Origin of the sequence: Rothia sp. HSID18067 (genome assembly GCF_003989445.1) — a bacterium.
Taxonomy (GTDB): Bacteria; Actinomycetota; Actinomycetes; order Actinomycetales; family Micrococcaceae; genus Rothia; species Rothia aeria.
This window is the reverse complement of sequence record NZ_RBMF01000002.1, coordinates 671,734-697,176: the sequence shown is the minus strand read 5'-3', so window position 1 is coordinate 697,176 and position 25,443 is coordinate 671,734. Positions and strand designations below refer to the sequence as shown.

Here is a 25,443-nt window from a genome sequence, read left to right as displayed (position 1 = left end):
ACTCATATGACATCTAAAAATGCCTTGGCGCACATAGCGTGTTATGTGCGCCAAGGCATTTTGGCGTCCTTGGAAGGAAAACTTTTGCCGGTCTAGTGCCCCAGCTCGTCGTGGTCCTTGTCGGTGAAGGGGTCGAGCGGATCGCCTGCCGCCTTGGTACGTTTGGCGATGAACGTCATCAGGTGGAACACAATCAAGGTCGCTGCCGTACCGAGTGCAATACCCGCGAACGACAAGCCCGAGAATTCCCAGGTGTAATCCGCAATGCCCACAATCAGCGCAACAGCGGCGGTCGTCAGGTTAATCTGGTTTGAGAAATCCACGCGGTTTTCGCTCCAAATGCGCACGCCGAGCATCCCGATCATGCCGTACAGCACGGTTGCGGCACCTCCAAGAACACCCGCCGGAACGGTCGCAATCGCCGCGCCGAAAGCCGGGAAAAGCGAGAGAGCGATCGCGAAAATCGCGGCCACCCAGTATGCCGCCGTCGAATACACCTTGGTTGCCGCCATGACACCGATGTTCTCGGCGTAGGTGGTTGTACCGGAACCGCCGCCAAAACCGGCGACGGTGGTCGCCAAACCGTCCGCCATGAGAGCGCGACCCGAGTAGTTATCCAGGTTCTCGCCCGTCATGAGCGCCACCGACTTCACGTGCCCAATGTTCTCGGCAACCAGCACCAGAATCACGGGGATAAACAGCCCGGCAAGCTCCCAGTGGAACTCGGGGCTCTGAAAATGCGGCAGGCCGATAATGCCCTGCTGCTGCACGGTCTGCTCGATGGTCGAGAAGTCTACCTCGCCGCGCACAACCGCAGTCACATACCCGATGATCACGCCCAACAGAATCGAGAGGCGACCAATAATACCCTTGAACAGCACCGAAATCAGGATAATCGAGATGAGGGTTACGAGCGCGGTGATGGGCGCCTTCATGAAGTTTGCTTTCGCACTCGGTGCCAGGTTGAAGCCGATAAGCGCCACGATCGCGCCGGTCACCACGGGCGGCATGAGCTTCGTCAGCCAGCCGGTACCCGCAAACTGCACAATAACGCCCACCAAAAAGAGCGACAGACCCGCCATGACGATACCGCCGAGCGCACCCGCCGGACCGTGCTGGTTCGTCGCCGCCGCCAGAGGTGCGATAAACGCAAAGGAAGAGCCCAGATAAGAAGGCACACGCCCGCGCGTGATCAGCAGGAACAAAACGGTGCCCAGACCCGAGAAGAACAGCGTGGTTGCGGGCGGGAACCCGGTCAGCAACGGCACGAGGAAGGTTGCGCCGAACATCGCCACCACATGCTGGGCGCCGATGCCAATAGTAATAGGCCAAGCGAGGCGTTCGCTCGGCGCCACGACCGAGCCGGGTTTAATGCTTCTGCCGTCGCCGTGCAGACGCCAGCCGAAACCGGATTTCTGTGTGCTCATGGGATGCGATCTCCAGGTGAAGGTGAGGATAAAATTCCCAGTAATTCTACACCCGTTGAGCCTGGTGTGCGCGTTGTAAAAAGGCTCTTTATGTGAATAAAGCGTTAGAAAATCTGCTTTATTCGCATAAAGAGCCTTTATTAGCGGGGAGGGGAAGCCACTACAGTGCCGCCTGCAAACCCTCCGGGTGGTCATGCTTCGCCAGCTCGTACCGCAGGTGCCCCTCGGTTGGCGACTGCACCGGCAGGAACGTGACCTCACGCACTCGGCGTGCTGTGGGTGAGCCTGCCACGTACCCGGCCCCGCCCACGGTTTGCAGCTCACAATGGGTTGCCGCCGTCGCCAGGTGCGAAACATCCAAACGCAGCTGCAGCAAGTCACGTTTTTGGGCGTTCTCAGGTTCAGCTGCTAGACGCAGCAGAGTGTCCCGCAGGGTACGGTACGTACCGAGAAGCCCCTCAAATTCCTGTTTAAAGATGCCGCCCGACACCTGAAGATGCTCTGCCGCACTCTGTAATGCCCCGGCGGCAAGACCCAGGCAGAACGCGGACTGCACCAGCAAGAACGGCGCGGTTATTTTCGCTAAGAACCCTGCAAAGTCCTTGGTCAGGATATCCTCGGTCGGCACGAAAACATCCTCAAAAATGATCGTGCCAGACTCGGTTCCGTTGAGCGCCAGCAGGTTACGGTGATACGCAACCTTCAGCCCCGGAGTATCCTGGCGAACCGTCACAATATACCGGTCCGGATGCCCCTCCTGCGCATTCTGCACCGCCACCGGCAGCACAATCACACCATTCGGGTACAGGTTAGAAGCCCACGACACCGTGCCGTTAAGTTTCACACCGCCTTCTACCAGGGTGCCCAGCACCTTGATCGGGCCGATACCCGCGGCCTCTTTATAGGCGGCGGCCATCGCGGTGGTGCCGCTCGTTGTGGCCTCAGCCAAACCCTCGGGCAGCTCACGGTTCACCGCATCAAAAAACGCAATCGTGGAACGATGCGCCCACAGCGAGAACCCGGTGGAGGCATCCTGCGAGGCAAGATCATACGCCACCGCAGCCTGCGGTACGAGGGAGCCGGTGCGCCCCAAAGTCAGCAGGCCATCCTTCGCGATCTCGCGCAGATTCTCAAACGGGGAACGCTCACCGGCATCGACGGCATCTGCGTGTTCGGCGGCAAGGGCAAGCACACGCTCACGTTCGGGATAGCTGTGGAGAGGCTCAATCGTCACATTAGACATAGCAGGCTCCTTGCACGTTTATGCGTGTAGCTTGAACAGGCGGTCGATGGGGGTGTTCACGGCTTCGCGGGCGCGCACCACCGCATCCTCATCAGGTGCGTCGTAGAAGCACAGGCACTTGGCGGTATCCTCACGCACATAGGTGCGCAGGAACGAAACCTCGGGCACCTCAGCGTACTTGGGCGCGTTCGCCTTCTTACGGGTCAGGTACTGCTCCATCGTGATTTCGGCAGGAATATCCCACTCAACCAGGTAGTCTGCATCTTTCTTGAGCTTCTTGATGTCGTCGAGCTCGGCACCCACCAAGCGAACCTCGTCGGGACCAACCACGGATGCGCGCTCGCCAATAGCCGCGGTGAGGGCGGGCGCGAACGCGGTATTCTCAGACTCGATGATGGCGAAGATCAGCTTGTGATCAGCGGAAACCTGAGTTTCGATAAGCTCCGCGCCTTCACTCAGGGAGTTGGAAACGGTTTCAATGAGCGCGGTTGCCTCATCCTTGGAAGCGTTCGCGGGGGTCAGCTCGATCAGGTACAGTGCCATGTCTGTTTTCTCCTCAGGTAGAACGTTGTCTTTTACTCGCCTGTGTGGCGGGTCTGGCATATACCCTAAACCGGTCGCGGGCACGGCACCTAATGTTTTTTCGCTATAAGTCCTAAAACGAAGGTTTAAGAACTTTTAAAGCGTCACATGAGGTCATGAATCTACATAAATCGTCATCTTGTCCGGTGGCGGGAATATTCATCCGCCTCTGGTGTTCGGGGAGGGTTTTGGAGGGTGGCGGGTTAGGGGCACCGATGAACAGAAACTGACTTTTGGTAGCGTAAACACCTGACTTTTGGTAGCGTAAACACCTGACTTTTGGTAGCGTAAACACCTGACTTTTGGTAGCGTAAACACCTGACTTTTGGTAGCGTAAACACCTGACTTTTGGTAGCGTAAACACCTGACTTTTGGTAGCGTAGGTGTATGAGCTACTTGAAAAGAAGCCTAGATTTAGAGCTTGATGAGCTTTTCCCCTTCGTTCCTGCCATTGCAATTGATGGACCTAAAGCAGTTGGGAAAACTGTTACTGCTCGCCGAAGGGCTGATCAAGTCTACTACCTCGATAACGCAGCGCAGAGAGAATTCCTACAGGCTGACTTCCTTCTTGCGTCGTTACCTTCTGGAACAGTTCTGTTGGATGAATGGCAACAGCTACCTGAAATCTGGAACTCAGTTCGCCGCAATGTAGATGAAGGAGCTCCCGTTAAACGTTTTCTTCTGACTGGTAGTGCTACTCCCGTTGACCAGAGCGGAACCCATAGTGGGGCGGGCAGGATTTTATCGGCTCGCATGCGGCCTCTAACGTTTTACGAGCGATACCGACCTTCAAATCCGGTTAGTCTCCGCAGTCTTTTGAGGGGTGAACAACCTGTTATAGAAGGCTCTACAGATGTAACGCTCAATGACTATGTGAAGGCCATCGTTGAAGGGGGTTTTCCTGCTACGTTAGGCCAGCCTGATAGGGTCTGCCGTGCCTACTTAGATGCTTATGTGCAACGTATTATCGATAGGGACATACCCGAGCTTGGGCATTCTGTGCGATACCCCGAAACTTTAAAACGTTGGATGCAAGCGTATGCAGCTGCCTCATCTAGCACCGCATCGTATTCACGAATTTTAGATGCTACAACGGCCGGGGATGGTGTACAGCCTGCTAAGACCACTACTAATTTGTATCGTAATTTCCTCACAAAACTGTGGATATTAGATCCAGTACCAGGATGGGCTCCCGCTAGCAACGAGTTTACTCGTCTTACAGTATCTCCCAAGCACCAGCTGGCTGATCCGGCCTTGGCTGCACGTCTTCTGCAGCTTTCGGCATCAACACTGACCTCTTCACAGGGAGCGCATATGTTGGGGCCGCTCTTTGAGTCTTTGGTTACTCTCAGTGTGCGTGTTGCTGCGCAGGCTGCAGAGGCAACGGTGAGTCATCTGCGCACTAAGAACGGTGATCACGAAGTAGATTTGATTGTGCAGGGTCCCGAGGGGGAGGTCTTGGGCATAGAAGTGAAGCTGGCGCCAGTTATTACCGACACTGACGTACGGCACCTGCTGTGGTTGCGGGATAAAATGCCCGATAGTGTTACCAACTTAGTGGTTATTACAACGGGAACCCAGGTGTACCGGCGTGCGGATGGGGTGCTCGTTCTGCCCTTGTCCCTGCTGGCTGAATAGCGTGCAGTATCTTGCCTTAGTGAGAAATAAGGACTCTATTTTCTCAATAAGAGCCTTATTGAGAAAATAGAGTTCCAGATTCTCATTAGCTGCCTGTACTTCCCTCATTTTTAGGGTATTCCCTTACGGTGCAGATGGTGGAGCAGAATACGTCTGTGGCACCGAATGGGCGTTCTAGTTCACTCCGCGCATGAGTTTCTGCACGGGTGCGCGGCAGAGGAAGAGGACAATACCAGCAATAACCGAGACGGCACCCACATAGGTGAAGTAGGGAACCTCGGTGTCTTGGCTGTAGAACTGTGCGCACCAGCCCGCAAAAGCGTTCCCCATCGCCAGAGAGGTCCAGTAGAGCGCCATCATGTTCACCTTATAGGTTTCGGGCGCGAGCCGGGTGGTCAGCGCCATGCCTGTGGGGGATATCGTGAGCTCGGCGACGGTAAAAATGAACATGATGATGACCATCCAATAGACCGCCACTTTAGGGACACCCACCTGCGTGAGGAAAACCCAGTATGCCGGGCCGATAGTCACGAGTGCGAGCGAGAACTTGGTGGTTGTGCGTGGCTGCCGGTCGCCCAGCTTGGTCCACATGGCAGCGAACCCTGAGCCTAGAAGAATCACGAAAATGGGGGCGAGAGAATTGACAAGGGTCGGGGGCAGGTCACTGCCCAGAATATGCCAGTCGAGCCGCTTTTCGGAGTATACGGGAATAAACGTAAACTGCTGCTGGTAGAGTGCCCAGAAAATAGCATTGGCAATCCAGAGGGGAATGAATGCCCACACCCGTGAGCGTTCGTCGCTGGTCACGTTCTTGGCGGTGAGCAGCTGAACGAATAGGGCCACCGCACCAATGCCAACGGCGCTCACCACCCATGTGGAGATGTTGCTGGTGGTGATCCACCCCATGGTGACCAACAGGAATATTATGAGAGCTATACCCAGCAGGGTGCCCGCTAGAATACCGTTCTGACGCGGGGTGAAAGGGGCGGTCACTTCGTGCACCGACTCGGGCAGATTCTTGCGGGTGAACGCATACTGGATGAGTCCTGCCGCCATGCCGATAGCCGCAATTCCGAAGCCGAAGTGAAAGCCTAACCAGCCCCATCCCCAGCCGGTCAGTGCCGGGCCTAAAAGCGCACCGATGTTGATGCCGATATAGAAAAGCGTGAACCCTGCTTCGCGTTTGGGGTCGTCTTTGTTGTAGAGCGAGCCGACCAGAACCGATGCGCTGCTTTTGAGGCAGCCTGAACCGATCGCGACCAGAAGAAGGCCTATAAGCACGCCAGCTGCCCCGGGTATGGCGGCGAGGGCAATATGGCCCGCCATAATACCAATCGCGGAATAGAAGAGGGTACGTTCGGGGCCCAGGACGCGGTCGCCCAAAATACCGCCGAGGATTGCCATGAGGTAAACGGTTGCCCCGTACGCTCCCATAGCGCCGGTTGCCGCCTCTTCGGGTATCCCTAACCCGCCTTTATCAATGGAGTAGTACAGGTAGTAAATGGCAAGGGCCTGCATGCCATAGAATGAGAACCGTTCCCACATCTCCACGGTGAAGAGACTGGCAAGCATCGGTGGATGCCCGAAGAACGTTCTATTGTGCTGCTGATGTTCTGTGACGGGTGTAGTGGCTGACATGGCTCACCTCCCGAATAGGTTCCCGGTCACAACCGGCTCTATTACCTGAATTTTAGAGTATGCCTTAGAAAATGTATATAGTTTCGAGAATAAAAATTCTGCTGCTCACAGCACAAATATACCCATCCACAAGGGGATTTACAGGCTGCGAGCGGGGGCGGAGTAATGTTGCTGGAAGAAGTATTTTTTACCTAAAAATAGCTTGGAATATACTCCTTTGCACAAAAGCATTTTTTCGCGCAACCCCAATTATCAGGAGTAGAATAGATAAATAATTGAAATACAACCGACACCGGAATTTAAGGAGAAAATCATGAGTGATGTACCCCAGGTAAACCCCACTAATGTGCCCGCAGGAGCCACGATTATTGATGTTCGTGAAGACTACGAATGGGAAGCTGGCCATGTTGCGGGTGCGCAGCATCTTGTGCTCAGCGAGCTCCCGGAACGCTTGGATGAGCTTCCCAAGGGTGAGGACTTCTACGTTATTTGCCACGGTGGTGGGCGGTCCAACCGGGCGGCAGAGTACATGCGGGAGAACGGGTACCAGGCAAACAATATTGCGGGAGGAACGACCGCCTGGTTTGAGGCAAACCTACCCATGGATAGTGAAAACGGGAAGGATCCCGCTGTCGTTCACTAATGACGCTATATCATAAAAGTTTGGAATATATGCGGTTTGACTAGTGTATATAGCTAAAACTGTATATAAGGATGCGGTGCCCCAGCCCCCGAAACGGCTGCCGGTGCCGCATCCTTTGTATTTGGGTCAAAGCCACACCGCTCAAGACCAACGGCAACGCACTTTACAATAGGAAACGTGATTCTTCAGCCCGATCAATACCCAACATTGCACGTGCGTGCCCTCGACTTTGAGATAACGCCCGAGGCCGCATACCCCGTGATTGCTGCGGGTGCTCGGTACGCCTATTGGCTTGATTCCGCACGAGAAGAATCGCCTATGTCTCGCGTCTCGTATGTGGGCGTCGTCCCGCATTGGGCGGCTGTGCTGCGCATCGAAAACGCACGTGAGGCAACAAACACGACTCCTTGGGATGCCCTCGATACTGCGCTTGCCAGTATGCCTGAACCCGATGACATTGCCGAGCTGCCTGAAGGTTTGCGCGGTGGTTACGTGGGTTATTTCGGGTACGAGGCGCGCGCCGCCCTGCACCCTGGGCGCATCGGATACACGCCCCGGCACACGGCACAAACCCCGGATTCTCTCTGGATGCCCGCCGTGCGGTACCTGATCTATGAACACGAAACCCGCCGCGCGTGGCTGCTGGGCGACGAACCCTGGCTTGAAGGAATTGAGCCGCGTTTGCGCGAACTGGCACAGGATTCTTGGCGTGAGACACCGGGTGATAACGCACATGACAGCGATAAACCGTTGATCCAGCATGTGGAGCATCTGCGCTTTGAAGCCCCTGACCGCGAAAGCTATTGCGCAGATATTGAGCGCGCACAATGGCATATTTACGAGGGGAATAGTTATGAGGTGTGCCTGAGCGCCGAAAGTACCGTGCGGGTAGAACATCCTCTCACGCCAGATCAGCTTTTTGAGCTGTACCGCACTCAGCGCAGGCATAATCCTGCACCTTACGCCGCTTATTTGCGGTGTGGCGATTTCTCGGTGCTTTCATCGTCTCCCGAGCGTTTTCTGATGGTTGATACACAGGGGAACGCCGAAACGAAGCCGATTAAAGGGACGTGCCCGCGCGGTGCGAATCCTCAGGATGACGCCGCTGCGGCTCACTGGCTGCAGCACGATGCGAAAACCCGTGCCGAGAATCTGATGATCGTTGATCTTTTGCGCAACGACCTCTCGACGGTGAGTGATCCCGCGAGCGTTCAGGTTCCTGTACTCATGGGGGTGGAAAGTTATGCAACGGTGCATCAGCTTGTTTCGACCGTCACTGCGCGTCTTAAACCCGAAATTTCCGCGGTGCATGCCAGTGCGGCGTGCTTCCCTGGCGGGTCTATGACCGGCGCACCTAAGCCCTCAACAATGAATATTATTGAGAATCTGGAGACACGCCCTCGCGGCGTATACTCGGGTGCTCTCGGATTTTTTTCGGCGGATGGCGGTGCTAATCTCTCTATTGTTATACGCACCTTGGTCGCGCACGATAACGGGCTTATAACCCTCGCCGCCGGCGGCGCTATTGTCGCCGATTCAGATCCGAACACCGAGTACGAAGAAATGCTGACGAAACTGCGTGCGGCGCTTCCGCCGAGTGTGGGGCACATCGTTGAAAAGGGTGTGAGTAAGCAGAGCGTCGCCGCGACCGACCGGGAAAGCTCAGGAATATTATGAATTTTGTCTTCGATATTGATGGCACCACCAGCTTTAACGGCATGGTGATTGAGCCCGCCATTGAGCGCGAAATTTATGCGCTGCTGCGGGCGGGCCACCGCGTGGTTTTTGCCTCCGCTCGACCGGTGCGCGATATTCTGCCCATGCTCTCTGAGGATGTGCGCACGCATAGCGGGTTGGCGCTGATCGGCGCGAACGGTTCGCTGCTGTACCGGGACGGGCATCTGCGGGCGCGGGAACACCTAGATGCGCATAGTTATGCGAAAATTCGGGACCTTATCGAACGTCACAGACTGCACTATATCGCGGACTCCCTGGACTCTTACGCCTTTGATTTGCCCGATGCGCATGTGCTCGTGGAGCGGCTAAACCCCGAGGGAACCGACCGCCTAGTTTCCTTGAAAGACCTGGAGAATCCGGTCAAAATAATTCTGCTTGACATCAATAATCCGCATCTTTACGCCGAGCTCGAAAAGACTATTGCGAGCCTAAACCTGCATGTGACTAAGCACCAGGATGCCACCACGAGTATTGACCTGGCTCCCGGGGGTGTGCATAAAGTTTCGGCTCTCCCGCAGGCGCTTGGCACGCGTCCGGGCGAAAAAACCGACCCTTATATCGCGTTCGGCAACGATATGAACGATGCAGGGGTGCTTGAGGGTGCTCAGTATGCGGTCGCGGTGGGCTCGCATGAGGCCCTGCTGCCGCTCGCAGATCTGACGGTGGACCCGCATCCGGATGCGGTCGCCGCCGCCATCCGCGCCCTCGCGGAGGATTTCTGATCTTCCAGTATCAACCCTAAAAAACAATTATCTTCTTGTATAAAGGGATAATGATTGCAGGGAAACGCATGATGTACCATCACATGAACCTAATGTAGGTTATGCTCAATATGCGACTTCATTACAGCGAATAGCTGTTATACATCAAAAGGAGCATCACCGATGAGCCAATATCACCTACCCGATCCTGCGGGGCAGCCAAGTTATCCGGTGCCGCAGAATTCCCCCTACTACAATCAGACCCCTGCACACCAGCCCCCTGCATATTCGCAGCCTCCTGTTGTGCCCTATGCTCCGGTGTATGCGGGTGTGCTTCAGCCTGCTCTGGTGGCCCGTCCTAAACTCACAATCACGCCCATTATCACACTGATTATATGTGCCATTTGCATTGTGCTGCGGGTGTCGGAGCTTATTGCATCCACTCGGATGGTTAACTCTTATAACAACCTCATGCATCAACTCTTCACAGATTTACATATGCAGCGGGATCACGATATTACCTCTTTTACTAATGGTATTAGCCACGTTCTGCAAGTTCTGAATATCTTATTGCTGATAAGTGTTGCCATATACTTTACACTTGGTATTTTTGTCTACCGTGGGCGTAACTGGGCTCGTATTCTGATGGCTATTATCGCTATTTTTGGGATGGTAGGTAGTACCTTGCACCTTCTCTGGATGTTGAATATTCAGCACTACATGGTTGAGGAGGGAAAAGAATTAATTCAGCCAGGGCTGCCGGTGCCCCACTTTGAGTTTGAGTCTATGGTTCCTGTCCTGGTATTTATCTACGCATCACTGATTATTGCGAATTTTTTCCTTCTGGTATTTTTGTGGCTGCCCGGCACTAACGCCTTTATTCGCAACTCTAAGATATACCGCCTGGTGCAGAAATCTATGGCTTAGCCCGAGATGAGGCAGCGGTGCAAATAATGGTTTACAGGCTTTCGTGGCGTCAGTTATAAAACATGGATGTGTGGCCATGATGTTCTTTGCCAGCCTTGGTTTCAGCTATGCTTATGTGCAATGAACTCGATGCCCGAGTTTCTGTGTGCCACTACATCTATGAAGGAATATACGCCATGAGTGAGAGTGCGACTACGGACCACCAAGACCCTCAGAAATCTGTACTTCTGAAAATATACGCATTACCTCAACAGACTCAGGCTTTTACTCAACAGTCCACACCGGCAGTGTATGCGTTCGCAGTACCAGCACCGACTGCACGCCCTAAAATCACGGCTACGGCCAAGGCCGCTTTTATTACCACGCTGCTATGTGCGCTGCTGCGCATTATGGAGTTCACGATCATGGTAGCCACCATAAACTCTCTGCACTCCGCAGGCGAGATGAGTGATCAGCGGTATAGCAATAATTGGTCATTTTTGCTCGTCATTTCTGTTCCACTGTTCCTCAGTGTTGTTCTGTATATTGTGTGTGGTTTCTATATTTTCCGGGGCTACGACTGGGCGCGTGTTGTTGTGAGCGCCATGGCCTTTCTGGCTTTTGCCAGCGTATACTTCTATGGATTTTCCACGGAGCTGTTGATAAGCGGATTGAGGGAAGAACGGTTAGCAAGGACGCCTGGAATTTCCGCTATTCTATACACGCTCCTGATAATTTACATAACGCTGTTTATTGTGAACATCGTTCTGTTTGTGTTCCTGTGGCTGCCCGGTACCAATGCCTTTATGTTCAACTCTAAGGTGTATCGTCTGGCGCAGAATCCCTCGGTTCAGCCGGTAATTGTGCACCCACAGCATGTTCAACCTCAAAAATCGAACTAGGAGTAACACATATATACCCTTCCCTGCTAGGGGTCTTTGCAGTACGGGGCGGACCACGACGCAGCGGGTCTGCCCCCAGCACACCCCTGAATCGTAGGGTCACCCGCTAAACTTGAAACATGACTAAACTTTCCGAAACCCTGCCCATCGAAGAAGCCCGCGAACGTTTGCGCCAGCTCATCTCCGAGCTTGCCGTGGTGCGCGGTAAAGTGACTCTCGCCTCCGGGAAAGAAGCCGACTACTACGTCGACTTGCGCCGTATCACCCTGCATCACGAAGCGTCGCGTTTGGTCGGTCAGGTGATGCTCGATCTGCTCGACCGCAACGGTATCGAGTTTGAGGCCGCCGGTGGTCTAACGATGGGCGCCGACCCCGTTGGTTCCGCAATTATGCGCGCTGCGGGCGATCAGGACCGCGCTATCGATTCGTTTGTGGTGCGTAAGGCGCAAAAGTCCTACGGCATGGGCCGCCAGGTTGAAGGGCCCAGCGTTGAGGGTCGCCGCGTGGTCGCCGTTGAAGATACTTCCACCACCGGCGGGTCCGCGTTAACCGCCGTGGATGCACTGCGCACAGCGGGCGCCGAGGTCGTCGCCGTCGCCGTCATTGTAGACCGTGCAACCGGGGCGAAAGAACATATCGAAGAGGTTGCCGGGGTCCCCTGCTTCTACGCCTACTCCAAGGATGATTTAGGGCTCGACTAAGGGAGCTTCATAGATGCCCGCGCGTGCCGGCAGTTAGCGGCGTGCGGGCATTTCCGCACCGCCCGCCCCTGACTCCTTCGCCGCGCATCCGGCACTATATGTACGCGCCATCAGAAAGAAACCATGAGTTCCCCAAGCCATCAGACACCCCTTGACCCCTCAGATTCCGGGCAGGATTCCCGCGTGGACGAATCTGCAGAGCCGCAGAATACACCGCATGAGTACCCCGAAAGCGAGGCTTTCGGAACTCCCCGGTTTGAGGTTGGCGTCGGCCCCTGGGAGGGCGAGTGGCCCGAGGGCGACCATTGGGATGAACAGCTTCTGCGCGAGGGCGACCGCCGCAATGTGGTGGATAAGTACCGTTACTGGAGCATGGAGGCGATTATCGCCGACCTTGATACGCGCCGCCACGATTTTCACGTCGCGATCGAGAACTGGCAGCACGATCTGAATATCGGTACCGTGGTGCGCACCGCGAACGCCTTTTTGGCGAAGGAAGTGCACATTATCGGTAAGAAACGCTGGAACCGACGCGGCGCTATGGTGACCGACCGGTACCAGCATGTGCGGCATCACCCCACGATTGAGGACTTTGTGGCGTGGGCGCAGGGCGAGGGGCTGGACATTATCGGCATCGATATTTTTCCGGATTCGGTGCCGCTTGAAACCTATGATCTGCCGAAGAACTGTGTGCTGGTCTTTGGGCAGGAAGGCCCAGGGTTGTCGGAGGAAATTCACGCCGCCGCGCGCGATACGCTCTCGATCGAACAATTCGGTTCAACCCGCTCGATGAACGCGGCAACCGCCGCCGGGATCGCGATGCACGCCTGGGTACGCCGCCACGTTTTCGGGCAGAAACCTTAAAGCAAATACACCGCGAGCAGGTAGGGTTTTGTCGAAAAGGTAGGAAAATCCTACCTGCTCGAACCAAAAACCACCTGCTCGCGGTGTTGTGTAGGGGAGTGGACCCTAGCCTACCGGAACGTTCACGTTCACGAGCGAGAAAAGATCCTTTGGATCGTCCGGGTTCGCCACCAGGTCAATGAACTGCTGCAGATCGGTGCCCCGGGTTGCCTCGCGTGCATAGCGCAGACCCGAGAAGTCGGCGATTGCAAAGCCCACCGAATCGAAGAGAGTAATCTGTTCATCCGAGGTACGCCCGGGCTCCTCGCCGGTCAGAACCTTCCAGAACTCCACCACCGGGAAGTCCGGGTCCTTCTGCTGAATTTCACCCTCGATGCGGGTCTGCGGCGGGAACTCCACAAACACAGTCGAACGATCCAAAATCTCGCTCTCCAGCTCGGTCTTGCCGGGGCAGTCGCCTCCAATAGCATTCAGATGCACGCCGGGCTTCACCTGCGAGTTCAGAAGCACCTTCGCCTGCTGCTTATCGGCGGTGCAGGTGGTAATAATATCGGCGTCTGCAACAGCCTCGTCCACGCTGGATGCGGCATGAATCCTGAACCCTAGTGGCTCCAGATTACGGCGGAACTTCTCAATAGCGGCGGGATCAACATCGTACACCGCAAGATCCTCAATGCCGAGGACGGCGCGCATCCCAAGGGCCTGGAACTCAGACTGCGAACCGGTGCCGACCATCGCCATCTTCCGCGAATCCTTGCGCGCCAGGTGCTTGGCCACCATGGCTGAAACAGCGGCGGTACGAAGGGCGGTCAGCAGGGTCATCTCTGCAAGGAAGACAGGGTAACCGTTATCCACATCAGCCAGCAGACCGAACGCGGTCACGGTCTGGTACCCGCGTGCAGGGTTCGAGGGGTGCCCATTCACGTACTTGAAGGAATAGGTGACGTTATCTGAGGTGGGCATTAGCTCAATCACGCCGAAGGGGGTGTGGGATGCCACGCGCGGGATCTTATCGAAGCTCTGCCATTTCTTGAAGTCTTCTTCCAGGAAATCCACCATTCCGGCGATGATGTTCCCAACACCGTCTTTCTGAATCCACTGCGCCATAGCTGCAACATCCACGAATTCAACTTTGTGATCGCTCATTAATTCTCCTTTATTCGGCGGTAGTAGCGGGTGCTCGTGTCATTATAGCAATGCATTTTTACCCGGCGTACGCGGCTTAAAAGTTTTTCCAATCACAATGATGATTTTATGTCTAAAGCTTATAAAAGTAATTCACATCATGTGATTATATTGTTTTATGTTGGGAGTGTTGGGGTGGGCGGCGTGCTGGGTAATCCCGCAGAATTGGCCGTTGAACACACCGCCCGCCCCTGCTACAGGCTACTTATCGTTGTCTTTCGGCTTGTCATCATGCCGGTGGCTGCGCGGTGTATCTTCAACGCCCAGTCCCTCAATATCAACGTGTACGCGCGGCTCATGCACGAGTTTGCGCACCACAGGGCGCTGAGCCACGATCGGCGCCGAACCGGTGTAGCCCTCACGCATACGAGCAATTTCGTACACGCGCTTACGAACCCTGAACCAGCCAATAACTAGAAGGGGGATAACGAATAGAAGTGAGATGAGGGTCCACGTGCCTACAGGGTAGTCGAGTGCCATGAGGATGATTACGATAGCCATAAAAGTCAGAACAGACCAGTCGGCGAACCGTCCGCCGGGGGCTTGGTAATCGGGGCGCTTGTACTTGCCTTCCTTGACCAGTTTGAGGAACTTCTGGTGCGAAAGGGAGATGGCAACCCAGGAAGCCATTGTGCCAAATGCTGCGATATTCAGCACTACCTCAAACGCCTGCTCGGGAACAATAAAGTTCAGTACCACACCGAAAAGCCCCACCACACCGGTCAGTAGAATACCCGCCACTGGAACGCCGGATTTAGAGACCTTGGTGGCAAACTGGGGTGCCGAGCCAGCAACGCCCATGGAGTGCAGAATACGTCCGGTTGAGTACAGGCCTGCGTTCAGTGAGGAGGCGGCTGCGGTAATCACAACCAGCTGCATAATTGGGGCTGTTCCTGCCACGCCGATCTTGTCGAAGAAGGTCACGAAGGGGGATTCAGTATCACTGTAGACGGTGTACGGCATGAGCAGGCACAGCAGCACTACGGAACCGACGTAGAAGATAGCGATACGCCACACCACAGTATTGATGGCACGCGGAATAACCTTCTTCACGTCCTTTGTCTCGCCGGAGGTGGTGCCCACCAGCTCAATACCGGCGTAGGCGAACACCACACCCTGCACCACAATGAGTGCTGGGAGCACACCTTGGGGGAATAGCCCATCATGAGCTGCGATGAGAGGCAACCCCGGCTGCACACCATCAATGGGCTGGCCAAAGATGAGATACCAGACGCCAACTGCCATAAAGGTCAGCAATGCCAGAATCTTAATGAGGGCGAACCAGAATTCAAGCTCACCAAAGAGCTTGACCGAAACCAGGTTGAGGCCCACGGTTACGATCACCACAATAAAGGCGGTGAGCCACTGCGGCAGGTCATAGAAAAACTGGTTATATCGGCCAAACCAGTTAATGTAAATGGCGATAGCAGTGGCGTCTGCCACGGCGGTCATTGCCCAGTTAAGCCAGTATAGCCAGCCGGAGACGAACGCTGCCTTCTCGCCGTAGAATTCGCGGGTGTACGAGACAAAAGAACCTGAGGAAGGTCGGTGCAGGATGAGCTCACCAAGGGCTCGTAGAATCAGATATCCGAAGAAACCGCAGACTGCGAAGATAACGGCCAGCATGGGGCCTGCCTGTTCGAGGCGCCCGCCTGTACCCAAAAATAGACCAGTGCCAATAGCTGATCCGATGGCGATCATCTGGAGCTGTCGTGCCCCTAGCCCCTTGTGCAGTCCTTCCTGCTCATGGGCGAAGGCGTCCTCTTGGGGAGGTGCTGTGGTTGGTGCGTCCGTAGACTTTTGGGCGCTCATTGAAACCTCATTCCTATTTGGATTGCACTGGGCGGGGTCGGTGATCCCCGTGCGGCTTTGCAACCTGCACAGCGCAACGCATAAGCAGCGGATCACACCACAAGTTTGTGGCGCAACCCACGAGATAGTATGTCAATGACTATAACAGAAAAATTCTTAGGATGTAATTGAGGACACCTCTGATGTAAATACATAGAATATTCATTTTGAGGCGTGAATCTCAGCCGGATATATTGGTCGATAAATTACGCAAAACCGTGCCATATATGGCTTTGAGCGGCATAATATGCCGGAGAAGGCGAGGGTGCTTAATTGCGCTTCGTGCGCTTGCTGATCTTGTTCTCCAGGCTTCTCTTGTGGCGGTTTAACCACCACCAGCTGGGCAGGTGACGTACAGATTTACGGCCTACATCCACTACTGACGGCAGTTTTTTCTTATGGAGGGTGGTGTCTATCTCATGGTCGGTGGCACCTTCGGCGCGCATTTTCTCGATAATCGCCAGCGACTGTGCCATGGGTCCGCTGCCGAAAACGTGCGCGTCAATACGTGCCTGCACCGCGTTTAATTTGTGGTGAAGGGGCGATTGGGGCTGGGTGTTACTGTCTTGGGTACCCATAGTCCGGGGTCTCTCCTTAAGGTGCGATTACACCTTACTTTACCTGTGTTTGAGCGGAAAAACCGCCTATTTTGCTCTCTGAAAATCGGTCTGCCCTTGCTAAAATGGAGGGTGCAGGTGGCGCATGAGTGCGCCAACAATATGAGCCGCCCCTGAAGCGGGTGGTCGAATCCTAGTCAAGGAGTCAGCATGGCTATTGCAACCCCCGAAGTCTACGCAGAGATGCTGGAGAACGCGAAGGCTAAAGGCTTCGCATACCCGGCAGTAAACGTCACCTCTTCTCAGACTCTTAACGCCGCTATTCGCGGTTTCGCTGAGGCTGGTTCTGACGGTATTGTTCAGGCATCTACCGGTGGCGCAGCGTACTGGTCGGGTGCGTCGAAGAAGGATATGGTTGTTGGTTCCCTGGCGTTCGCCGCATACGCCCGTGAGGTTGCAAAGCAGTACGACGTAAATATTGCACTGCACACTGACCACTGCCCCAAGGACAAGCTGGACGGCTTCGTTCTTCCCCTGCTCGCCGAGTCTGAGAAGGCTGTGGCCCGCGGCGAAGACCCCATCTTTAACTCCCACATGTGGGATGGGTCCGCTATCGATCTTGACGAGAACCTCAAGATCGCAGCCGAGCTGTTGGAGCGCACTCACAAGGCAAAGATTGTGCTTGAGGTTGAGATCGGCGCCGTCGGCGGTGAAGAAGACGGCGTTGAAGGCGCTATTGACGACACCCTGTACACCACCGTTGATGATGCCGTGAAGACTGTTGAGGCTCTGGGTCTGGGTGAGAAGGGCCGCTACATTGCGGCGCTGACCTTCGGCAATGTGCATGGTGTGTACAAGCCCGGTAATGTGCACCTGCGCCCCGAACTGCTCAAGCAGATTCAGGACGAGATCGGCGCTAAGTACGGTAAGGAGAAGCCGTTCTCGCTCGTGTTCCACGGCGGTTCCGGTTCGACCGCCCAGGAGATTGCGGATGCGGTTTCCTACGGTGTGATCAAGATGAACATCGATACTGATACCCAGTACGCTTTCACCCGCCCGGTTGCCGGTCACATGTTCAGCAACTACGACGGTGTGCTTAAGGTTGACGGCGAGGTCGGCAACAAGAAGACATACGACCCCCGCGTGTGGGGCGCTAAGGCTGAAGAGGGCATGGCAGCTCGCGTGGTCGAGGCTTGCCAGCAGCTCGGTTCGGTAGGCACCTCGCTGAACAAGTAGGTAATTCTTAGCCGGATTGCCCCGGCATCAAAAGGCTCTTTATGTGATAGCTGTAGTGCTTCTATCACATAAAGAGCCTTTTTAGTATGTGCGGAGAATTTGTCGTACGAGTCCTGCGAAGAGGCAAAAATAGTGGGACGTGAGCGACATGCATGGTAGTTTTGAATTTATGTGCGAGCAATCATCGAAAGACAACTCTGCCGAACAGAACCCGCAAGATGTGGTAAAACCTTGGGCGATGTCGCAGTCTTCCGGCTCTCAAGCTTCGACGGTACCGGGGCAGTATGCATACCTGGGAGCCGCGAACCAAACGGAAGCGCCCATAGCCGTGACGACGGCATACCCTAAATTTCCGCTCCGTTGGCTTTATGGGGTGCGTATTGCGTTCATGATGGTGAGCCTGGGGTTGTCCGTGTGGAGCATATATGACATTGTGAAGTTTATCGCTGAGTATGGATTCGAGTATTGGGATGCAGAAGATTTTCTGCGCATGCCATTGATGTGTGCATTTATGGCATATTATGGCCTTCAGGTACTCGCCGCTATCTTCTATCTCAAGTCTAAAGCGCTGGGATTTATTCTGAGCATCAATATTATTGGTCTGATCCTTCAAGCTCTAGATATAACAACGCTAATTGATGTGGTCACCCATATGGATGACTTTTTCCGGTACGCCAGTGGCTTGACGTACCTCTACTGGGCTCTATATTTCATAGACATAGCCCTTTGCATCGTCTTTATCTTCGTGACGGTTCGAGAATATTCTCGCCGTCGGACGAATAAAACAGTTTGGGTGCAGGGAGCACAGGCGCAAACCGCACAATCTCAGCCTGTACGGCCTCAGAACCCGCCTGAGCAGCCCCTAATGTAGCCGATACTCGCAAGCTGTGAAAATACATGAGTGCCCCGAACTATGGACGGTTCGGGGCATACGTATTTTAGCTACAACGGGCCTTCATGATGCTGTTTTCCGCTTTTTGCGCCTTTGCCCGGAGAACTGCCAGCAAATACAAAGACTGAAGCCTTCAAAGCGTGCCTGTTTTTAAGTCATCCTTCAGATGTGCAGAATACCCTGAAAATATCGGGCTCATCGCAAGGGCAACAGACGGGCAAGGAGCGCACATGTCAAAACACAATGAGGAATTACACGCTGTACCTTCACTGCTTGAGCTGGCTGAGCAGCTTGAGAACAAAGCCGCTGAGGAAAAAATACGGAAGCAAACGCAGGACAAAGAAGACCGAACCGTACAGCAAACGGGGGAGGGCACCCAGCCAGAAGACACGGACAAAAACGATCAGGCGCCTCAATCGGCGGATGAAGATACGCGCCGCAACGACCATGCGGAGCAAAGCACACGCGGGGAGCCGCATGAAACCTCTGAAAAACCCGCACCTGCTAGCGAGGATGCTAAGCAGACAAACCGCGTGTCTGCTGGTGTTGCATCCACTGGAGGTGCGTCAGAAACCTCTATCGTTCCTCCCAAGACTAAGGCTGAGGCGTACACGCTCGCCAAGATTGTACGTACCTTTAAAGTCTTTATTGGAGTCCGGTTCTTTTTTCTCCTGCTCCCGCTTCTTGCACTATTGGTTGCTACGGTATCTGGGGTGGTGTTTCCTGCACCTATAATCTTCGCGTACCCGATTCTGCTTTTACTGAGCTTAGGCCAACTTGATAAAGGACGTGTTGCCGTAAACGTCGCGGCTAATATCTTAACGTTACTGAGCCTGCCCTTTTTGTGGGGAATCACCATGTCGCTCTACAAAATATTTATGACTCCGGGTATTATGCTGTGCGCCTTCGAGCTATTTTGCGCTGTATACAGCTTGGCGCAGGCATCCAAAATCTCCAAAGGTTATATCCAGTTGGGGGAGGGCGGTCGGCATCTCTATGAGAAATACGTAACTGCCGAGGACTTACCCCGTGAAACGTCGTTAAGCAATATAACGCCCCCTGTACACTCGGATACCCTGGAAAAACCTACCGAAAACCCCGAAGAAGGCACCAAATCCTCCAGTACTACTGCGCCTGAAAGCACAGAGCCGACCAGTACCGATGCGCCCACAGAGACGACAGCACCAGCCGTCACCCAGAGCGATGAGCCTGAGATAGAGATTACGGAAACCCACGATAAAGAACCCGCCTCGAGCGACTCGGGCGAACATAACAGTCTTCTCCCCGGTATCCCGGTTGTATCTGAGCATCTGGTGCAGCAAGCCCAAAGCTCTCAACAGCGGCCGCAATCCCACCCAAGTTCCAAGCAACATAAGACCCACGATCACTAAACGCCTGCATATCGCATTGTGCGGGTGAGCACTGGCTGGCACCGGCCCGTTGTAAAACCTTGGGAAAACAGCACATCATGCCACCCGTGTGTTAGTAATCTAGCGGAGGGGGTAGCGGGTTCGGAGAAGACGCGAATTTCTCACTATTTGATATTTTGGGTTGATATTTGATGGTTTTTAATAATTCCGTGCCAGATTGCCAGCTTACCTTCAGGTTGGGTGTTTAGGATGCCTACATGAGCGCCGATAACATATTTCAGCAACGACACACTGAAGAGTCTGTGTACGATGTAGATCACCTCCCCTACTCGCTGTTATACGAGCAGCCTCAGGCGCTGGTGCAATCATCGTATACGGTGTACTCTTATGAACCAAATCAGCAAGGGCAGTATCAATTTGTACCGCAGAGGACCGAGGCGCCGCCGTCTCCCACGTATGCTCCACCGGCTTTTCCTGCTGCGCCGCTGCCGCCGCAGGGGGCTATGTCGCCGCCTGTTGTAGAGGTCTCACCGCTTAAATATGTTGCCTTATACTGGGTGCGTGCTTATGTACCAATGGTTATTATGCTTCTGGGCTTATGGTGTATATATTTTAACTTTCTTCGCGGTGCAGAAGAATATTACTTTATTGTAACCATCCTGTTTGTTGTACCCAATATAACATATATGGTGAACATCATATTGCAGGCTTTCTGTGCTTATTTTTATAGTAAAGGAAAGTTGTTAGGTGTAGTACGGGCCATTAATATTTATGGATTCGTGGCCTGTGGGTTACCTATGGTTGTAGCTTTTGCGATAAACCCGTTTATTTTACCGTTCTTGGTGTTTGACACTGTTATGGGAATCTTTTACATGTTAGAAATAGCAAGCCATCGGCGGCAGGAAGAGGCGGCACGTATGTTCGCCTCGCAGCCGACGTACCCCAATAACGGCGTGGTACCGCCGCAGTTTGCCTATCCGTCCGCTGACCCCATCCCGCCAACTCAACAGGCGGTGCAGGCTCCCTATCCGCACCCACCCGCTGCCCTGGACGCACACCCCAATCAGGAGCGCCCTCAATAGGTAACACTATTAAGGTGGCCGACGGTAGATAGCTACAGTTTTTAAAATTTAAGGATGTATCACATGAGTACCCCAGGATTCCCGCAGAACCCTTACGTGGGAGTGCCCCCTCAAGTGCCCCCGATCACCGTAGCGCCGTATGGGCCGAGTGCGCAGAAACCCAATACTATATATATTGTTTTTTACTGGTTACATTTTATTGTGCATGCAGCACATATTGGTTTCTGGATTTTTATGATAACAACTCCTATATTAAAGTCGACCGGCCATGAAAAAGGTTTAGGCATTTTCTTCGCCATTGTACTTTCGATCTTAAGCATCCCCTATATTGTGTATATTATCCTGCAGATTATTAGTGCTTTTATGTATCAGCGCGGAAAACTTTTTGGCCTGGTTATGGGTATAAATATTTACGGTGCAGTACTTGCAGGAATCGCCGCTTTTTCCTTTTTCCCCTCGCGGCTTGATAATACAACAATAGAATTAACCGTCCATATTCTCCTCATATTTATTGTGTGTATAGTATGGATGGTAGTCTGCATTCTCTACTCGGTAGACTGTGCACGGCATATGCAGGACATTAAGAGGCAGCGTGAACATCAGCGGCTAGCCATGCAGCAAGCAGCTGCAGCCTACCCTGCGTATGGGGGCGGGGTGGTGCCGCAATACACCCAAATAGGGTACGAGCAGCAGCCACCGTATTACTACCAATAGCAGTGTGGGCCTCACCCGTGAAGGGTGAGGCCCATGTTTTGGTGTTAAATATTTAGCTGCTGGTTGATGGCGGGCTACTTGCTGCCACACCCGCAGCCACCGCATCCGCAGCCGCCGGACTTGATGGCAACAGAACCCTCTGTAGGAATGCCGTCACCGGTATCCCCGCCCATGAGATTCACGCGGTTACCAATATCGGGACCACCCACCACCTGAGGCTTCTTCCCGGCAAGAGTGGCCGCAAACCCGGCGGGTTCACGTAACCCGCCCGGCGATAAATCAGGCACCGGGGTGCCTGTGCCCCCAGTTGGCCCACAGGCTGCCGCAGCCGCATTAACCTTCGGACTTTTGACTGTGTGCGCCTTTGCAAAACGTTTCAGCTGCTCAGCGGTGGGGTACATGAATGATACTTTTACTTCGCCATTTACCAACATAATAGGCAGAACCTCAAGGCCGCTCATAGCAATCTGCTCCGCCACCGGTTCGCACTCCTCAAACGCTGAGGGGTAGGTGTCGGTGGCAAATACCTCAATATCAACCCCGTCATCCAAAGCCTGCTGCGCCGCGCCTAAAAAGGCGCTGCGTTCCACATCGCCCGGGTCGTTGGGGTTCTCTCCCGGGCCCGGGATGAAGACCTCAAGAATAGTGCCTGTTGGCTGCTCTTTGCTCATACCCACTCCGCTGTTGTTTATCGATGCACCATCATGTGCCTGAACTTGCTCCTAAGTTTACTCGCGTTGTATCCGTGCTGACAGGGGGATGCTGCAAGGATGCGCGCACGGCTTAACCGCTCTAACCCCAGGCCGGGAAACCTGTAAAACGAGTGGTGCGGCACACTTCCATAATGCGTCATGGGGCTTTGGCCACACCCCTCACCCGCTGAATACGGTATCCTTGATGCAGAAACGTGTTCCAGATCGCCGCAGGGGATCGCATCGGTTTCATGACCACCTCACCCCACTGAAGGAGATTATATGTTTGGATTCGGCAAGAAAAAAGAAGCTGCAGAACAGCCTGCCGCCGAAATTTATGTAGCACCTGTCAGCGGTGAATACCTGCCTCTCGCCGAGGTTTCAGACCCTGTTTTTTCGCAGGGTGTGATGGGTGATGGCTACGCTGTGGACCCCACCGATGGTGTTATCTGCGCCCCTGTTAGCGGCGAGATTGCGCTCATTCAGGACACCCTGCACGCATTTATGATTCGCACCCCTAACGGCGGTGAGGTGCTGGTGCACATCGGCATTGACACCGTAGACCTTGGTGGTGAAGGGTTTGAGGGTCTGGCTAAAGTCGCCGATAAGGTTGATGCAGGTGACCCCATTGTGAAGGTGGACTGGGCCGCAATTGAAGGGCGCATCCCCTCAAAAGAAACCATGGTGATGATTACTAATACCGCGAAGTTCAATATTTCTAAGGAATCTGACGCTCGCCGCACCGTTCAAGCTGGCGACCGCGTTGCTGAAGCCACCAAGAAATAGTAAATTTCACTTTTCCGCACCTAATCTCGCCCGCCGTCGCGTGTATCGAGCCCCTCCGATACCCGCCCGGCGGGCTATTTTTATGCGTACTTTGCGTATTTGCCGGGCGTTGGAGGCCCTGTTAGCCGCGTAATGCTCCGGATGAACGGCTGTTAACCGAAACCATTTTGTGCCCCTGACTAGGGGCTTTATTTTCTGCTGCAAAAAACACGCATAAATCTTTAGAAAACAGAGACAGACAGCTTAAAAATAGATATGCTACTTAAAGCATAAGTTCACTACAATTAGGGCTTAATGCACACACATAACACACGTAAAACTGAATTAACAACGAATGAACGAGGGAGACTACCCGATGACAACATTCAACTTTAACTTGAACCGTCGTGCCTTTATTGGCGCCGGAACACTAGGAGCAGCCGCAAGCGTCTTTGGGACGGCAAGCAGTGCATCTGCCGCAGAAGCGAGGCAAAACGCCGCCCCGCAGGCGCAGGGGACACTCCCAGGTGCCGCATCAACTGCTGCACACAACTTTATCCGCCGTCAGGAATTCTTCATCGCCCACCGTGGCGCAGGAGACGTTAACCCCGAACACACCGCCTACGCATACGCAGAATCCGTGCGGCGCGGCGCGGAAGCCGTCGAAATCTCAGTGCGCACTACCTCCGACGGCAGGCTCGTGTGCATGCACGACGAAACCCTGCAGCGCACTACGGGGTCAAATATGGTAGTGCGCCACAATACCTACGTGCGGCTGCGCAGCGTATATGTGAACATGCGTGAAACCCTCGGTGAAGGCGCCCCGCTTGAGCTGATTCCTACCCTGGATGAGGCACTGGATTCCATTGATGTCATTAACCGCAACACCATTCTGTTCATTGAAGCGAAAGACGGCCAAGGCCAGCGCCTGCTGCTTGAGACGATTAAGCGCCGCAATCTTGCCGCCCGCACCGTCGTAAAAGTCTACCGTGACGGCAACGGCAAATACGACCCCAACTCCCGCTTCCTCACCCAGGCCAAGGCAGCAGGATGCCAGACCTGGTGCTACTTCGACGCTAATGACAGCCAGCCTGGAATCCAGCGCATGGCCGCCTCCGCCACTGTGGACGCTATTGGGGTGCCCTTCTACGAGAACACGCGCGGTACCGCATCCGGCACCATGTCTGTGGAGAATGTGCGTAAGGTGGTAGGTTACGGCAAGCCCGTAATTGTGTGGGAGATTCACCGCCGCAGTGTGCACCAACGTTTCCGTGCCCTGGGTGTGCGCGGGTTTATGTGCCCGGACCCGTACTGGATTACCGGCGGTAACCTCGACCCCAACCTAAAGCTGGGGGAGGGGCGCCGCCTGCACGGGATGATTCCGGCTGAAGTTACGAACCCGCGTGATATGCCCGACTATTCCCGCGGGGCCCTCGTGCACAGTCAGCCCCATGATGAGTCGGTGCTGCTGGGCCCGCTGGTGAGCATGACCACGCGCCAGAACTACACCCTAGACTTTTCAATGCGTTGGGAAAACAGGCTGCCCTCCACCACCTGGCAGTACGGCTACCTGGTATTTGGCCGCGAGCACGATGGGCCGTTCGGCATTGCCTCAAAATTCCGGGGTGAGGCCACCGACGGATGCTATGTGCTGACGCTGCGCCCCGGCGGCCGTGTGCGCGATGAAAACGGCAAGTACCTCAGCGGCGATATTGCACAGGTGCTCCGTTATGACCCGGCCAAACGCGGCAAGGAGCCGGTGGTGCTGCACACCATGAAGCTGGAGAAGCCTCTAGCGGCCAACCGCAATATTGACGGGAAGATTATTGTTAAGAAGGATTTCTTCTACTACGTGATTAATGGCCAGTACTCGCCGCGGCTGAATGATACTGCACACCGCGGCCCTTATGTGCACTTCGGTCGGTACCACGGTAACAGCAATGGTGGTCCGTTGGCGCTGACCAGAATGGTTGCGCGTGAATCGTGGGCATAGTGCTTGATGGCCGGGCGGCATCATGCTGTAGCTAATCGGCAAATGTTTCACGTGAAACAGCAAAAAGCAGTTGTTAGCGGTTGCTTTTTGGGAGTATAAAGGACGCGGGGTGCCGCCTAAAGTG

The 25,443-nt window shown here is 54.4% G+C and carries 23 protein-coding genes; 15 read left to right on the top strand and 8 right to left on the bottom strand.

The genetic code is table 11. The annotated features are described in order from the left end of the window. Positions 1-92: 92 nt before the first annotated feature. The 3 genes from D8M23_RS08105 to D8M23_RS08095 all read right to left on the bottom strand — a co-directional run bounded on the left by D8M23_RS08105 (position 93) and on the right by D8M23_RS08095 (position 3,213). Entirely contained in the window at positions 93-1,427 is a 1,335-nt protein-coding gene (locus D8M23_RS08105; RefSeq protein ID WP_126854366.1) for a uracil-xanthine permease family protein, read from the bottom strand. 160 nt (positions 1,428-1,587) lie between these two features. Further along, a complete protein-coding gene (locus D8M23_RS08100; protein ID WP_126854365.1) occupies positions 1,588-2,670 on the bottom strand; it encodes an acyl-CoA dehydrogenase family protein in 1,083 nt (360 codons plus the stop codon). 18 nt (positions 2,671-2,688) lie between these two features. Then, positions 2,689-3,213: a DUF4242 domain-containing protein gene (locus tag D8M23_RS08095; protein ID WP_126854364.1), complete on the bottom strand. Its 525-nt coding sequence runs from the start codon at positions 3,211-3,213 to the stop codon at positions 2,689-2,691. A 426-nt stretch (positions 3,214-3,639) separates the two neighbouring features. On the opposite strand from D8M23_RS08095, the gene D8M23_RS08090 reads away from it, so the two are divergent. Beyond that, positions 3,640-4,890 carry an ATP-binding protein gene (locus D8M23_RS08090; RefSeq protein WP_126854363.1) on the top strand — a complete coding sequence of 417 codons (1,251 nt, stop codon included), beginning with the start codon at positions 3,640-3,642 and terminating at the stop codon, positions 4,888-4,890. A 174-nt stretch (positions 4,891-5,064) separates the two neighbouring features. Here the strand turns inward: D8M23_RS08090 and D8M23_RS08085 are convergent, their stop codons facing one another. Further along, on the bottom strand, positions 5,065-6,528 hold the full coding sequence (locus tag D8M23_RS08085) for a peptide MFS transporter (protein ID WP_126854362.1): 1,464 nt from the start codon (positions 6,526-6,528) through the stop codon (positions 5,065-5,067). A gap of 313 nt (positions 6,529-6,841) precedes the next feature. Between D8M23_RS08085 and D8M23_RS08080 the strand changes: the two genes are divergently transcribed. The 7 genes from D8M23_RS08080 to D8M23_RS08050 all read left to right on the top strand — a co-directional run bounded on the left by D8M23_RS08080 (position 6,842) and on the right by D8M23_RS08050 (position 12,982). Further along, positions 6,842-7,171, top strand: a complete 330-nt coding sequence (locus tag D8M23_RS08080) for a rhodanese-like domain-containing protein (RefSeq protein ID WP_126854361.1) — start codon at positions 6,842-6,844, stop codon at positions 7,169-7,171. Between the two features lie 177 nt (positions 7,172-7,348). Next, positions 7,349-8,848 (top strand): anthranilate synthase component I family protein, encoded by a 1,500-nt coding sequence (locus D8M23_RS08075; RefSeq protein WP_126854360.1) that lies wholly within the window; start codon positions 7,349-7,351, stop codon positions 8,846-8,848. Further along, entirely contained in the window at positions 8,845-9,630 is a 786-nt protein-coding gene (locus D8M23_RS08070) for an HAD-IIB family hydrolase (protein WP_126854359.1), read from the top strand. The genes D8M23_RS08075 and D8M23_RS08070 overlap by 4 nt, the downstream gene beginning before the upstream one ends. A 282-nt stretch (positions 9,631-9,912) precedes the next feature. Continuing rightward, complete coding sequence (locus D8M23_RS08065; RefSeq protein WP_126854358.1) at positions 9,913-10,536, top strand: hypothetical protein; 624 nt, start codon at positions 9,913-9,915, stop codon at positions 10,534-10,536. 176 nt (positions 10,537-10,712) lie between these two features. Then, the gene (locus tag D8M23_RS08060) at positions 10,713-11,417 is read left to right on the top strand and encodes a C4-dicarboxylate ABC transporter permease (RefSeq protein ID WP_126854357.1); all 705 of its coding nucleotides are present in this window, start codon (positions 10,713-10,715) and stop codon (positions 11,415-11,417) included. Between the two features lie 119 nt (positions 11,418-11,536). Continuing rightward, the gene (gene pyrE / locus D8M23_RS08055; protein ID WP_013398063.1) at positions 11,537-12,118 is read left to right on the top strand and encodes an orotate phosphoribosyltransferase; all 582 of its coding nucleotides are present in this window, start codon (positions 11,537-11,539) and stop codon (positions 12,116-12,118) included. A 123-nt stretch (positions 12,119-12,241) separates the two neighbouring features. Next, a complete protein-coding gene (locus D8M23_RS08050; protein WP_126854356.1) occupies positions 12,242-12,982 on the top strand; it encodes a TrmH family RNA methyltransferase in 741 nt (246 codons plus the stop codon). 105 nt (positions 12,983-13,087) lie between these two features. Here the strand turns inward: D8M23_RS08050 and D8M23_RS08045 are convergent, their stop codons facing one another. The 3 genes from D8M23_RS08045 to D8M23_RS08035 all read right to left on the bottom strand — a co-directional run bounded on the left by D8M23_RS08045 (position 13,088) and on the right by D8M23_RS08035 (position 16,596). Further along, a complete protein-coding gene (locus tag D8M23_RS08045) occupies positions 13,088-14,128 on the bottom strand; it encodes an ornithine cyclodeaminase (RefSeq protein WP_126854355.1) in 1,041 nt (346 codons plus the stop codon). A gap of 240 nt (positions 14,129-14,368) precedes the next feature. After that, entirely contained in the window at positions 14,369-15,979 is a 1,611-nt protein-coding gene (locus D8M23_RS08040; RefSeq protein WP_126854354.1) for an amino acid permease, read from the bottom strand. 308 nt (positions 15,980-16,287) lie between these two features. Further along, positions 16,288-16,596, bottom strand: a complete 309-nt coding sequence (locus D8M23_RS08035) for a hypothetical protein (protein ID WP_126854353.1) — start codon at positions 16,594-16,596, stop codon at positions 16,288-16,290. 189 nt (positions 16,597-16,785) lie between these two features. Between D8M23_RS08035 and fbaA the strand changes: the two genes are divergently transcribed. The 5 genes from fbaA (at position 16,786) to D8M23_RS08010 (ending at position 21,869) form a co-directional block, all read left to right on the top strand. Next, entirely contained in the window at positions 16,786-17,811 is a 1,026-nt protein-coding gene (fbaA, locus tag D8M23_RS08030) for a class II fructose-bisphosphate aldolase (protein ID WP_006888554.1), read from the top strand. Between the two features lie 148 nt (positions 17,812-17,959). Beyond that, the gene (locus tag D8M23_RS08025; protein ID WP_238693832.1) at positions 17,960-18,682 is read left to right on the top strand and encodes a hypothetical protein; all 723 of its coding nucleotides are present in this window, start codon (positions 17,960-17,962) and stop codon (positions 18,680-18,682) included. A gap of 251 nt (positions 18,683-18,933) precedes the next feature. After that, entirely contained in the window at positions 18,934-20,094 is a 1,161-nt protein-coding gene (locus D8M23_RS08020) for a hypothetical protein (protein WP_126854351.1), read from the top strand. A gap of 236 nt (positions 20,095-20,330) precedes the next feature. Continuing rightward, the gene (locus D8M23_RS08015; RefSeq protein ID WP_126854350.1) at positions 20,331-21,155 is read left to right on the top strand and encodes a hypothetical protein; all 825 of its coding nucleotides are present in this window, start codon (positions 20,331-20,333) and stop codon (positions 21,153-21,155) included. 63 nt (positions 21,156-21,218) lie between these two features. Further along, the gene (locus D8M23_RS08010; RefSeq protein ID WP_126854349.1) at positions 21,219-21,869 is read left to right on the top strand and encodes a hypothetical protein; all 651 of its coding nucleotides are present in this window, start codon (positions 21,219-21,221) and stop codon (positions 21,867-21,869) included. 74 nt (positions 21,870-21,943) lie between these two features. Here the strand turns inward: D8M23_RS08010 and D8M23_RS08005 are convergent, their stop codons facing one another. After that, a complete protein-coding gene (locus D8M23_RS08005) occupies positions 21,944-22,540 on the bottom strand; it encodes an arsenic metallochaperone ArsD family protein (RefSeq protein ID WP_126854348.1) in 597 nt (198 codons plus the stop codon). A gap of 303 nt (positions 22,541-22,843) precedes the next feature. On the opposite strand from D8M23_RS08005, the gene D8M23_RS08000 reads away from it, so the two are divergent. After that, complete coding sequence (locus tag D8M23_RS08000; RefSeq protein ID WP_006888337.1) at positions 22,844-23,347, top strand: PTS sugar transporter subunit IIA; 504 nt, start codon at positions 22,844-22,846, stop codon at positions 23,345-23,347. Between the two features lie 355 nt (positions 23,348-23,702). After that, positions 23,703-25,319, top strand: coding sequence for a glycerophosphodiester phosphodiesterase (locus D8M23_RS07995; protein WP_126854347.1), 1,617 nt, complete (start codon positions 23,703-23,705; stop codon positions 25,317-25,319). Positions 25,320-25,443 lie beyond the last annotated feature (124 nt).